Origin of the sequence: Streptococcus oralis (assembly GCF_003943385.1) — a bacterium.
Taxonomy (GTDB): domain Bacteria; phylum Bacillota; class Bacilli; order Lactobacillales; family Streptococcaceae; genus Streptococcus; species Streptococcus oralis_CA.
The window spans coordinates 80,798-93,248 of the sequence record NZ_RJPI01000007.1; the positions used below are offsets into that span (position 1 = coordinate 80,798).

General features: G+C 39.9%; 12 protein-coding genes. 2 read left to right on the forward strand and 10 right to left on the reverse strand.

Translation table 11 applies throughout. The features are described from left to right. Positions 1 to 145 precede the first annotated feature (145 nt). Together nrdF and D8803_RS06335 are read left to right on the forward strand one after the other, a co-directional pair. The gene (nrdF, locus tag D8803_RS06330) at positions 146 to 1,108 is read left to right on the forward strand and encodes a class 1b ribonucleoside-diphosphate reductase subunit beta (protein ID WP_000451378.1); all 963 of its coding nucleotides are present in this window, start codon (positions 146 to 148) and stop codon (positions 1,106 to 1,108) included. Positions 1,109 to 1,245: 137 nt separating this feature from the next. Beyond that, entirely contained in the window at positions 1,246 to 2,013 is a 768-nt protein-coding gene (locus D8803_RS06335) for a DeoR/GlpR family DNA-binding transcription regulator (protein WP_070683560.1), read from the forward strand. Between the two features lie 39 nt (positions 2,014 to 2,052). Here D8803_RS06335 and lacG read toward each other — a convergent pair whose 3' ends face one another. The 10 genes from lacG to D8803_RS06385 all read right to left on the reverse strand — a co-directional run bounded on the left by lacG (position 2,053) and on the right by D8803_RS06385 (position 12,442). Then, positions 2,053 to 3,459: a 6-phospho-beta-galactosidase gene (gene lacG / locus D8803_RS06340; protein ID WP_131200604.1), complete on the reverse strand. Its 1,407-nt coding sequence runs from the start codon at positions 3,457 to 3,459 to the stop codon at positions 2,053 to 2,055. Positions 3,460 to 3,543: 84 nt separating this feature from the next. Further along, positions 3,544 to 5,238, reverse strand: coding sequence for a lactose-specific PTS transporter subunit EIIC (locus D8803_RS06345; RefSeq protein ID WP_131200605.1), 1,695 nt, complete (start codon positions 5,236 to 5,238; stop codon positions 3,544 to 3,546). Beyond that, entirely contained in the window at positions 5,238 to 5,555 is a 318-nt protein-coding gene (locus tag D8803_RS06350; RefSeq protein ID WP_131200606.1) for a PTS lactose/cellobiose transporter subunit IIA, read from the reverse strand. Before D8803_RS06350 ends, D8803_RS06345 begins: the two co-directional genes overlap by 1 nt. A gap of 35 nt (positions 5,556 to 5,590) precedes the next feature. Next, complete coding sequence (locus D8803_RS06355) at positions 5,591 to 6,427, reverse strand: PRD domain-containing protein (RefSeq protein ID WP_131200607.1); 837 nt, start codon at positions 6,425 to 6,427, stop codon at positions 5,591 to 5,593. 237 nt (positions 6,428 to 6,664) lie between these two features. Then, positions 6,665 to 7,645, reverse strand: coding sequence for a tagatose-bisphosphate aldolase (lacD, locus tag D8803_RS06360; protein WP_131200608.1), 981 nt, complete (start codon positions 7,643 to 7,645; stop codon positions 6,665 to 6,667). A 1-nt stretch (position 7,646) separates the two neighbouring features. Continuing rightward, on the reverse strand, positions 7,647 to 8,576 hold the full coding sequence (locus D8803_RS06365; protein WP_131200609.1) for a tagatose-6-phosphate kinase: 930 nt from the start codon (positions 8,574 to 8,576) through the stop codon (positions 7,647 to 7,649). Positions 8,577 to 8,586: 10 nt separating this feature from the next. Then, entirely contained in the window at positions 8,587 to 9,102 is a 516-nt protein-coding gene (gene lacB / locus D8803_RS06370; protein WP_001216921.1) for a galactose-6-phosphate isomerase subunit LacB, read from the reverse strand. A gap of 148 nt (positions 9,103 to 9,250) precedes the next feature. Beyond that, positions 9,251 to 9,676, reverse strand: coding sequence for a galactose-6-phosphate isomerase subunit LacA (gene lacA, locus D8803_RS06375; RefSeq protein ID WP_000029277.1), 426 nt, complete (start codon positions 9,674 to 9,676; stop codon positions 9,251 to 9,253). A 286-nt stretch (positions 9,677 to 9,962) separates the two neighbouring features. Next, entirely contained in the window at positions 9,963 to 10,859 is an 897-nt protein-coding gene (locus D8803_RS06380) for an aldose 1-epimerase family protein (protein ID WP_131200610.1), read from the reverse strand. A gap of 107 nt (positions 10,860 to 10,966) precedes the next feature. Further along, the gene (locus D8803_RS06385; protein WP_000382509.1) at positions 10,967 to 12,442 is read right to left on the reverse strand and encodes a PTS galactitol transporter subunit IIC; all 1,476 of its coding nucleotides are present in this window, start codon (positions 12,440 to 12,442) and stop codon (positions 10,967 to 10,969) included. Between the last annotated feature and the right edge of the window lie 9 nt (positions 12,443 to 12,451).

Here is a 12,451-nt window from a genome sequence, read left to right on the forward strand (position 1 = left end):
ACCAGACAAAATTTGATAAGTATCTTAAATACTATGAAAAACTAAAAAGTCGGGCTTCCGACTTTTTGTGCGATACTCTTCTCAGACTATGATAAAATAGAGATGATTCGACAATCGCATTATTACATACAGAAAGAGATTTCAAATGGAAACTTACTACAAAGCCATTAACTGGAATGCCATCGAAGATGTCATCGACAAATCAACTTGGGAAAAGCTGACGGAGCAATTCTGGCTCGATACTCGTATCCCCTTGTCAAATGACCTAGACGACTGGAGAAAACTATCAAACAAAGAAAAAGACTTGGTTGGAAAAGTCTTTGGTGGTTTGACCCTTTTGGATACCATGCAATCTGAAACAGGGGTTCAAGCGCTTCGCTCAGACATCCGTACACCGCATGAGGAAGCTGTTTTCAACAACATCCAGTTTATGGAATCTGTCCACGCAAAATCTTATTCTTCTATCTTTTCAACCTTGAATACCAAGGCTGAAATTGAAGAAATCTTTGAATGGACCAACACTAATCCCTACTTACAAAGAAAAGCGGAAATTATCAATGAAATCTATCTCAATGGTAGCCCGCTAGAAAAGAAAGTTGCCAGCGTTTTCCTTGAAACCTTCCTCTTCTACTCTGGTTTCTTTACACCGCTTTACTATCTTGGTAACAACAAACTGGCTAACGTTGCGGAAATCATCAAACTGATCATTCGTGATGAGTCTGTTCACGGAACCTACATTGGTTACAAATTCCAACTTGGTTTCAATGAATTGCCTGAAGAAGAGCAAGAAAAACTTAAAGAATGGATGTACGACCTGCTCTATACCCTCTACGAGAACGAAGAAGGTTATACTGAAAGTCTCTACGACGGTGTTGGCTGGACTGAGGAAGTTAAAACCTTCCTTCGTTACAATGCCAATAAGGCGCTTATGAACCTAGGACAAGATCCGCTCTTCCCAGATTCAGCTGATGATGTCAATCCTATCGTCATGAACGGAATCTCAACAGGAACTTCTAACCACGACTTCTTCTCTCAAGTCGGAAATGGTTACCTCCTTGGTGAAGTTGAAGCCATGCAAGACGAGGATTACAACTACGGTTTAGACTAATTTGACCAATCATTCAAAATATCATGGTTTGTTTAAAACAACCATGATATTTTTGTTTTTGTTTTATTTTGTTTTTTTATTTGATTGATTGAGGGTTTTATGGTAAGATAATAATAGTAGAAATCGAGGTGATAAGGATGCTAAAGCAAGAAAAACTAGATAGTATTCTAGAAGCAGTAAACACAAAAGGCACCATTACTGTAAAAGAGATTATGGAGAGTCTTGATGTGTCAGATATGACAGCTCGCCGCTATTTACAAGAACTAGCAGACAAGGATTTGCTGGTCCGTGTACATGGTGGCGCTGAAAAACTTCGTACAGGTTCTCTATTAAACAACGAACGCTCAAACGTCGAAAAACAAGGCTTGCAGATTGCTGAAAAACAAGAAATTAGCCGTTTTGCAGGTCATTTGATTGACGAAGGTGAAACCATTTTTATCGGGCCAGGAACAACCTTAGAATGTTTTGCTCGTGAGCTCCCTATCGATAATATTCGTGTTGTAACAAACAGCCTTCCTGTTTTTCTCATTCTAAACGAACGAAAACTAACAGATTTGATCTTGATTGGCGGAAATTATCGCTCTATCACTGGTGCTTTTGTAGGGACACTTACCTTACAGGATTTGACCAATCTTCAGTTTTCTAAAGCTTTTGTAAGCTGTAATGGTATTAAGGATAAGGCAATTGCTACTTTCAGTGAAGAAGAGGGCGAGGTACAACGAATCGCCTTGAACAATGCCAATAAAAAATACTTACTGGCAGACCACAGTAAGTTTAATAAGTTTGATTTTTACACTTTCTACAATATCTCAGAGATTGATACCATCGTTTCAGATTCCAAACTGAGTCAGGAAACATTTGAAGAGCTGTCGAAACAAACAACCATTCTTTTATCAAAACCATAAAAATTCCCCTGCCTTTTGGCGGGGAATTTTTGTTAAATTTTATTCAATAAGTTGTGTCTCAGCTAGTTTCTTGTACCAGTGAGCTGATTTCTTAGGATAACGTTCTTGAGTTTCAAAGTCTACATAAAAGAGACCGTAGCGTTTTTCATAACCGTTTGACCAAGAGAAGACATCCATCAATGACCAGATGAAGTATCCTTTGACGTTGGCTCCATCAGAGATTGCATCTGCAATCACTTCCATATGTTTCTTAACATAATCAATCCGCCCATCATCGTAGACTGTCCCATCCACAAACTCATCTTTGTATCCGAGACCATTCTCTGTGATGTAGATTTTCTTGTAGTTAGGATAATCTTTCTTCACTCGTATAATTTGGTCATACAAACCTTGAGGGTAGATAATCCAGTCCCAGTCCGTACGTGGCACATAATCTGGAGCTACTCGACGTCCAACTCCCTTAATCTGATACTTAGAGCTTCCTTTTTCACCCTTACCGTTATGAATGATTTCTGTTTCGCCATCAAAGGCTTGCATCCAATCACTCATGTAGTAGTTAATTCCAAGGAAGTCATTCAGGTCTTTTGCAGCTTCTAGCACAGCGAAGTCTTCTTCACGCAGATCTAAACTTCCACCATTGACTGCTAAGATATGGTTGACACCTTCCATTGTTTCTTCGGAATATCGTCCAAGATAAGTTGCATCCAAGATAAATTTATTGTGGATGATATCTTCCAGCTCAGCAGCGCGAACATCTGCTTGATTTTCAGGATCTAGAGGATATTTAGTAGGCAGGGCATGAACCACACCAATTTCACCTTTATAACCTTTATCTTTATATAGCTTGACTGCACGCGCATGAGAAACCATCATATTGTGGTGCGATTGGAAGACTTTGGCAAGGTCGTACTGGATACCTGGAGGGAACTTCCCAACCAAATACTGACCATCTCCTATCGGCCCAATTTCATTAAAGGTTGTCCAAAAGTTAACTTCAGGAAATTCTTCAAAACAGAAGGCTGCATAATCCACAAAGTGATCAATGTTTTCTCTATTCAGGAAATCTCCATTTGAATGAAGTGCTTCTGGCGTGTCAAAGTGATGGAGAGTCACGAAGGGCTCAACATGCCGTTTGTAGCACTCTGCAAATAGATTATGATAGAACTCAACCCCCTTGTCATTAACCTTCCCATAACCAGTTGGAAAGATACGTGACCAAGCGATTGAAATACGGATACCATTGACACCATACTCTTCTGCAAGTTTGAGGTCAACTGGGTATTTGTGATAGAAATCACTGGCTGGTTCAGCAGTGTACCAGTAGTTATCTTTGAGGTATTTGTCCCAGGCGACTGGCCCTTTACCATCAGTATGTGTAGCACCTTCTGCTTGGTAGGCTGCTGTTGCTCCGCCAAAAATAAAGTCTTTTGGAAGTGTTTTTGTCATTTGATTCACCTTTCAAGAAATAGAAATGAGATGGGGGTATAGTTGGGAGGAGTTCCTCCATCTCACTTCTTCGCTATTTACATTTTAATCTTCGAACTGCGCTTGAACAAAGGCAAGAGCGCCTTTTCCATCGCGAGTCAATTTAATGTATTGGCCACCTTCTGTCTTAGCAAGTTTGATACCAAGTTTGTCGGTTTCGGCCTTCATGTCTTCAAAGTTTGAAGCAACTTGAGGAGCAAGGATAACCAGATCAAACTCAGGCAACATTTCACGGTGAGCACCATAGCCACCAGCTGCTGCTTTAACAGGAACTTTGTACTCTGCAGCTGCCTTGTTTAGAGCATTTGCAAGGAGACCACTTGTACCTCCACCAGCACAGAGAACGAGGACATTTGTTTCTTCAGTGATTGTGTTTTGCGCTGCTTCTACACCTGCTTTTTCAAGAATAGCATCTGCTTTGGCTGTATTGAAGTTTGCAGCTACTTTTTCTTTCAATTCATCATTAGCTTTACCAGAACGCTCTTCTTCAAGGATTTGTTCATCATAGACTTTAAGGAATGGATAGTAAATGACAATGTCAACAACGATTAGAAGGGCAGCAAGAATGAACGATAGAACTTGGAAGTTTGTACCGAGAACAATACCGAGCGGACCTGGTGTTGTCCAAGGAAGGTTGGCTGTAAATGAGTTCATGCCAAGCGTCTCAATGAAGAATTTAAAGATCCATACGTTGGCAATTGGCGCAAAGATAAATGGAATAAAGAAGATTGGATTCAAGACAAGCGGTGCACCAAACAAGATTGGTTCATTAACACCAAAGAAAGTTGGAACTACTGAAGCACGTCCGATTGCACGGTTACGTTTTGATTTTGTTAACCACATGAACATGAATGGAACAACCAGTGTCGCACCTGTACCACCCATGGTAACGATAAACATTTGTGTACCAGAAGTAAGAATCTTGTCAGCGTGCATCCCTTGTTGGAGAAGGTTCAAGTTGACTTCGGCATTTGCATAGGTAATAGCTGCGATTGCTGGTTCAACGATAGATGGACCATGGATACCAACAAACCAGAAGAAGGCAAAGGCACCAAAGATAATGGTAATACCTAGATAACCATCAGCAGCAGAGAATAATGGTGCAAAGAATTTACCGATTGATTCAGCTACGCTTGCACCAACAAAATGACGAGCTAGTAAATCGAGAGCATAAAGAGAAACCACTGATAGAGTGAATGGAATCACATCTTTAAAGACTTGTGAGATATTTGGTGGAACTTCGTCAGGCATACGAATAGTGACGTTGTTCTTAACACAAACCTTATAGATTGCTACAGTAACAAAGGCAGCAAGGAAGGCTGAAAGCAAACCTTTTGTCCCCAAAAATCCAGTAGCTAGACCATTTTCGATAGGATCAGCTGCCAACATCAACAAACCAACAATTGCTGCCAAAAGTGTTGACATATAGTTGATTTGATTGGTTTTCTCCATGCTACGGTTTACTGAGTCGGTCAATGACTTAGCTGTTGTACCAGCTACCAAGAGAGCTAGAATCCCCATTGAATAGCTATAAGGTTTCATGAGGAGATTAACAACATCATCAGACCATTTAAAGCCCCATGAGTTTGGTACAAAAGCAATCAAGATAAAGATACTTGAGAAGAGAATAACTGGCATCCCTGCAATGAAACCATCACGAATAGCACGAAGATAGATATTACGAGATAGTTTTTCAAAGAAAGGCTTTCCTTTCTCGATAAATGAAATTAGTTTGTTCATTACTTAACTCCTCTCTTGTAAAGTTCGATTAAATGGTGCATCAAATCTTTTAGCAAAATGGTTGTCATCAAGTGATCCTGACCATGCATCATGGTCACACTATAAGCCAAATCTTCACCAGCTGCTTCCTTGGTCAATAGACTTGTTTGCGCGTGATGAGCCTCGGCGATACAGTCACCAGCTTCCTCGACTAAGCTATCTGCTTTCGCAAAATCGCCAGCCTCAGCAGCCTTCAGGGCTTCCAATAGTTTTGAACGAGCATCGCCAGCATAGGCTACGATTTCAAAACCTAACAATGTTACTTCTTCTCTATTCATGATAGAATTCTCCTTATGTATTTTTAATTAAATTTTTATGACAATAAACGTTGTATATGTAGAACTAGATAAACTCGCTCACTCTTATACAAATCAAGACCAGTATGTTGCGTAATCACATCATAAATCTTGGAGCCGACCTCAAATGCCTTTGGATAGGATTGTTTGATATGGTCTTCCATATCCAGAAGCGATTGATTATCCTCTCTGGATCGGTCTAAATAATCCAAGAAATAATTCAAATGAATCATAAAACGATCATAGAAATGGTTATTCTCTTTGGTTCGTTGAATAGCGTAACTTTTCAGAACTTCTTCAACATTCCTGAGAATTTCTTTCCTCTTATCTATCGACTCAACCACTTGAACTTCATTCTCACCCTCGGCATTGATGAAATGATAAGCGATCCGAATAATCTCATCCTCAGGGAAATGATCTGTCAACTTCTGACGATAAATTTCAAAAGCTTCATTAGCAATTTGAAAAGCAACAGGATACTTGGCAGAAATATCTAGCAGATTGCTATCCTTGTACCTTCCTTGTGTTAGAGCTTGATAAGAACAGTAAATATGATCTGTCAAGGTCACATAGAGATACTCTTGAATCGGATAGTGATATTTCTTAGAAAGCTTATCAATAATCTCATAGGTCACTGTGATAAAATCAAGCGGAACATCTTTGAGAAGAGCCATAAAGTTTTCTCTGGACTCTTCGGTCTTCATCCGAAAGATTTTCTCAACCTGATTTTCAGCAATCAAATCCCCCTTCTTCTTTCCAAATGCAATCCCTTTACCAATCACAATCACTTCTTCTCCTTTATCATTCCTGACAAGCGAGACGTTGTGATTCATTGGATTTAGAATTCGATACATGGCAACCTCCTTTTGCATCCTAAAGGTATGATGAGTATAAAAAATGACCACAAATGAACTAGAAAATCTTTTGATTTCTAATTCACCTGTGATCATGCCTAATATTACTTAGTAACACTCACCTTGTATTAACTTGTGATTTAAGTATAGCACAAGTCAGTTATTTTGTAAACCTTTACATTCAACTTTTTTTAAATTTTTTATTTAGATCAATGTTCCTAAGATTAGGAGGAAAACTTACACACGTTCAGTCCATGAAGTCGCAGTTGTTTGAAGAACCTTATTGAGCTCATCAATGTTCTCAAATCCAGTTGTGCGAAGCCATTCACGAGCTGCTGCTTCACCGTCTTTGATGTAGGCTTCAACTGATCCAGCCCAAGTTGCACGGCCGCAAAGAACACCGTTGAAGTTTGCGCCTGATTCGTGGGCAAAGACAAGCGTTTCTTGGAAGAGTTTAGCTGATACACCTGCACTCAAGTAGATATACGGCAAGTTAGTCGCTTCATCTTGTGCTTTGAAGAAAGCTGCTGCTGCTTCACGAGTATGAACGATTTCACCATCGCCAAAGCCTTCAACGTATTTGACATTGACTGGAACTTCCACTTTCAAGACATCAATGTTAAAGCGTGGGTCAGAAAAGACTTTCATAGCACCGATAACCTTGTGTGGTTTTACTTTTGCGTATTCTGCAGAACCTGCGTCAGCGATTTTTTCATCGTAAGCCAAGATTTCAAGGAAGAATGGAATGTCTTCCGCCACACACTCTGAACCAATGCGTTCGATGTAGGCTTGTTTTTCTTGGTTGAGTTCGTCAGCGCTGTCTACGTCATAGTAAAGCAAGAACTTAACAGCGTCTGCACCTTGTTCCTTGATACGTTTTGCAGACCAAACATCCAGGCAGTCTGGCAAGCGTTTGGTGCTTGTTGTGTCGTAACCAGTTTTCTCATAAGCAAGGAGAAGACCAGCATTTGGAGCAAGCGCTTTTGTAGCTGGGAGACCATACTCTGGGTCTAGAAGCATAGATGAAGCGTATTTGGTCAATTCATCTGCAACCAAGACTTTAAGTTCTTCCATTTGAGCCACTGTTGGCTCTTCCGTTTGATATTGAGCCATAAGGCGTTTTAAAGCGCCACGTTGGTCAAAGGCAAGAGCTGAGATAATGCCATTCTCGTCAGAGAGTTTTTGCAAGCAAGCGCGTTTATTTTCTGTTAAAACCATTTTATACCTCTTTTACGATTAGTTGGTCGTATAGACCTTGATAGTTAGCCATATTGACATGACCTGTCATTTTTTCTTGAGCATTGAGCATACCAAGGACATTGGCCTTGATGAGGAGTTCTGCATCCGATTCCTTATGAAGAAGTCCTGATGAAATACCTGCAACAGTAGAATCTCCAGACCCGACAGGATTGACTACCTGAATTCTAGGAATATCTACCTTGTAGAAAGTGTCCCCATGTTTTGCAAAAGCACCATTTGCACCAAGTGACACGATAATCCACTCAATCCCTGCAAATAGAGGCTCCTGAAGAACTTCTTTTAATTCATCCAGATCCTCAGAAACTTCTTTCCCAAGAAGCTGAGACAATTCTTCGTTATTTGGTTTAATAACTGTTGGTTTATGTGGTGATTCAAGAACCGCCTGAAGAGCAGCGCCTGAGCAGTCTAGAACAACTGGTTTTCCTGTGCGATTAGCAAGCTCTACCAAGCTCGCATAATAATCAACTGGAAGCCCAGCTGGCAGACTACCAGAGACGGCTACTACTTCCACATTGTCAAGAAGATTTTCGAAATGAACCAAGAAGTCTTGCCCTTCTTGTTCTAGAACTTCAGGCCCTTTTTCAAGGATTTCTGTTTGATTGTCTCCATGTAGAATAGCGATACAGTTACGAGTCTCTCCTTGAATGGAGAAGAAACGTTTCGTTACTTTATCGTCAATATGCTCTACTAAAAACTCACCAAGTTTCCCACCAACTAAACCAGTAGCAGCAACAGAATCACCAAATTCTGAAAGCACTCGTGTAACATTGAGCCCTTTACCACCAGCTGTCTTGGTCACGTCCACCACACGGTTGACAGTGTCAATTTTTAATTCATCCAAAGGATAAGAAATATCAATGGATGGATTCATTGTGACTGTTAAAATCATGCGTCACCTCTTAGTCGTGGTATTCACCGCGATCCCATTTTTCAAGGAATTCTGTAAAGAAGTTTGCATCTGCTTGATGAGCATTGTGAGTTTCAACGTGCTCAATTTTAGCAATCAATTTTTTGTTTTCTTCTGATGGTTTGTATTCAGCATTGATGAAAGCTTCAATGATATCACACATGAGCAATTCACCAGTGATTTTACCACCAAAACCAATAACGTTGGCATTCAATTGTTCTTTTGCATAAAGAGCTGTTGTCATATCACGAACCAAGGCAGAACGAACTCCTGGAACTTTATTTACAGCGTTGTTAATCCCAACACCAGTACCACAGATACATACTCCAAGATCAGCTTGACCGCTTGTAACGGCTTCACCAACTTTTTTACCAAAGATTGGGTAGTGAGTACGTGTGTGATCATAGGTACCAAAGTCGATGACTTCATATCCTTTTGATTTCAAAAATTCTGAAACCGCCATTTTTTCATCTGTTACGATGTGGTCACATCCAATTGCAATTCTCATTAGTTATTCCCTCCGATTAATTATATAAATCTAATATCATTTATCCTTACTCAATAAAAATCAAGATTAGCTTAGGAAGCGAGCTGCAAGCATAACTGAGGTTAGCTAAAGTGAGCTGACAACAGATTATCTTGATTTTTGAAGAGTATTAGCACATTTTGTTCAACATATCAACACGAATTTGGTGACGACCACCATCGTATTTACCGTTAACAAATCCTTTAGCAATGTTTTTAGCCAATTCATCACCAACAAGTTGTGCACCCATAGTGATCATACGTGAGTTATTGTGTCCACGAGTCATATAAGCTGAACGTTCGTCAGATACTTCTGCGGCAACCATTCCTTTGATTTTAGTTGCGACCATGAATGGACCAGCACCATAGGCATCAATCACGATACCAAGGTTTTGTTCTTCTTTGTTTACTTCTGCAGCAACAGCAAGAGTCACATCGACAAAGTCTTGACCTTCAGCTGTAACATCCACAACGTGGAAGTTTTCTTTTTCCAAGAAGTCTTTCACAACTTCTTTCAATCTCAAACCTGCAGCATCTGCACCGATAACAATAGACATATTGTTTACTCCTTTTATTTTTCTAAGCTAGTAAAGACTTTTATAGCTAGTAGTTTACCTACAAAAGACTTTCTAGCAGTTTATTGACAAATTTGATTGAATGAGATGAATAACACCTTATTCAAGTTTAAGAAATCAGTTTCCTAGAGCTAATATTTCTCTATCAAAGAGAATATAACAAATGATTGTTTGCCTCAAACATCATTTGTTGCTTACAAACATAATATACTCCTATTTTTATAAAAAGTCAACAGTTATTGTTTGTTTTTGTGTTTTGTTTTTTAGTTTAAAAGATTTCGATATCAAAACCAATCTGATCTACTTGGCCTGGTTCTAGGAGGCGAACATTCTTCTTATCTTCCAGATGATCTCCTTCTTCAAGAGATGTTGACAAGCCAGACCATGGTTCAAACGCAATGAAAGGTCCCTTATTCAAAGTTGACCAAATGATGAGATTTGAGAACTCTTGGAAGTGTACTTTTAATCCCTTCTCATGTTTGCGAGAACGAAGCGCGATCGTTCTGGATTGCAACTCATCCAAAGTTACTGCATCAACACTAAACAGATTATAACTGAGCTCTACTTCCTTTTGAGAATTCAACCATGGACTTCTATCCTGGAAGTCTAACATGCCAGTTTCTGGGAAAGGACGTGGAACAGAGCAAGTCTCTTCTTTCTCAAACTCTAAATAGTAATCTTCATAAGTTTCGCTATCTAGCAGAGGACAATTAAATCCTGGATGTCCTCCTATAAAGAATGGCATTACTTTATTGGTTTCTTTATTAAAGACTTTGTATTGAGTACGAACAGTCTTGCCGGTCACTAGATAAGTGATTTCAAGACGGAAATGATAAGGATAGTTTTGATAAGTATTCTCATCATCTTCGATAGCAAAGGTTACGCTGTTTTCTGTTTGACCAATTAATTCAAATTCATTTTTACGGACTAAACCATGACGCGGAATGCTTCCTTTCGTATCCGTTCCATCTTCGTGGCTATAGAAGGCTGTATCCTCTCTCAAAGAGCCACAGATTGGAAAAAGTACTGGAGCTTGCCCACTCCAATAGGTGGCATCTCCTTGCCACAAGTACTCAATTCCATCTCGATCCTTGATAGATGACAAAGCTCCACCTAAGGTTTTAAATTGAACCGTTAACTGATCTGATTTTACTTCAATTACCATAAAATTCTCCAACTATTTTTAGATTTTTATATAAAAAACTAGGTTGCCACTCCCAATGTCGGAAATTGACAACCTAGTTTTCACAATTTACATTTTATAGGAGCGAATTATTTAGCATTTGCTGCGTATTCTTCGTTACGTTTGATCATTTGTTTTCTATACCAAGCAAAGATACCTACATAGAATACAAGGAAGGCTGCTGCACCAAGGATTGCTTTGATATCACCTGTTGTAGCATTACCGATTGCCCAACCAAATAGTTTTTCGATTGGTCCTTCAAGAGTTGAGTGAGTGATCAATTGAGTTTGGCTCACACCTTCTGGGAAGGCACCTACACCCTTAGCAAGTTCAGTTGCAAATGGAGCGATAAGAGTACCTGAAAGAAGGAAGAGTGGCAACAAGAGTGTTCCGAAGATGATCATACGGAGCAATTTACCACGTGTAACAACCAAGAGAGCTGGAGTCACACCCATAGCGATGATACCTGCAAGTGGCAAGATACCATTTCCGACGTTTGAAAGAAGCACTGCTTCTACTAGCATGATTGGAGCAAGTACGTTGGCACAAGCCCAGATTTCAGCACGACCAGCGATGAAAGGCCAGTCAAGACCGATGTTGAATTTACGTCCTTGAAGACGTTTAGTAGCAACGTTTGTAATACCTTGTGAAAGTGGTTCTACGGCTGCGATAAACCAAGATCCGATAAGTGAGAAGAGCTCCAAGCAGACACCGGCAGTCAAACCAAGGCTCAACCAACCTTTAATAACAAGTTCCCATTTATCGGCTCCTTCTACACCAGCAACTGGGTGTGGAGTTCCCATCAAACCAATAACGATACCAAGAATGAAACCGATAAAGAATTTAGATCCCCAGAAACCGATTTTCTTGTTCAATTTTGCCGCGTCAAAGTCATATTTATCAAGACCTGGCAATACTTTATCAAAGATCTTATCCAAAACCATGATAACTGGGTTCATCATGTAGTTCATGTGAGTTGAAGTCATTGGTGATGAACTTGGTGCGTTAAGAAGGTCGTCGAATGTTGGTTTCATCAAGTCAGAGTTGATGATTTTCAAAACACCTACAAGGACAACTGCTGCAGTTGCGATGAAAAGTGAAACTCCTTGGCTAACACCATTGTTGTCTGCGTACCATTTGATCAAAAGACCAGTGATTGACAAGTGCCAGATATCAAAGATATCGACGTCAAGTGTATCCGTTTTCTTCATTGCAAGCATCACAACGTTGACAATCAACATTACAAGCAAGAAGTAAAGTGTCCAAGCAGATCCCCAAGTGATGGTTGCAAGTGGTGCCCAACCAACGTCAGTGATGTTCAATTGAATACCAGTATTTTCAACGAATTTCGCAAGAGATGCTGAGAAAGCTCCGTTGAGCATACCGATGATAGCACCGATACCAGTAAGAGCGATGGCAAGTTTGATACCACCTTCAAGCGCTTTGGAGAATTTCACTCCAAAAAGTAGAGCCAATACTGTCAAGATGATCAGCATGATGATAGGACCACCCATTTCCAAGACTGGCTTGAAAATCTTATTGGCTAGTTCGATAATGACATCCATAATAGTTCC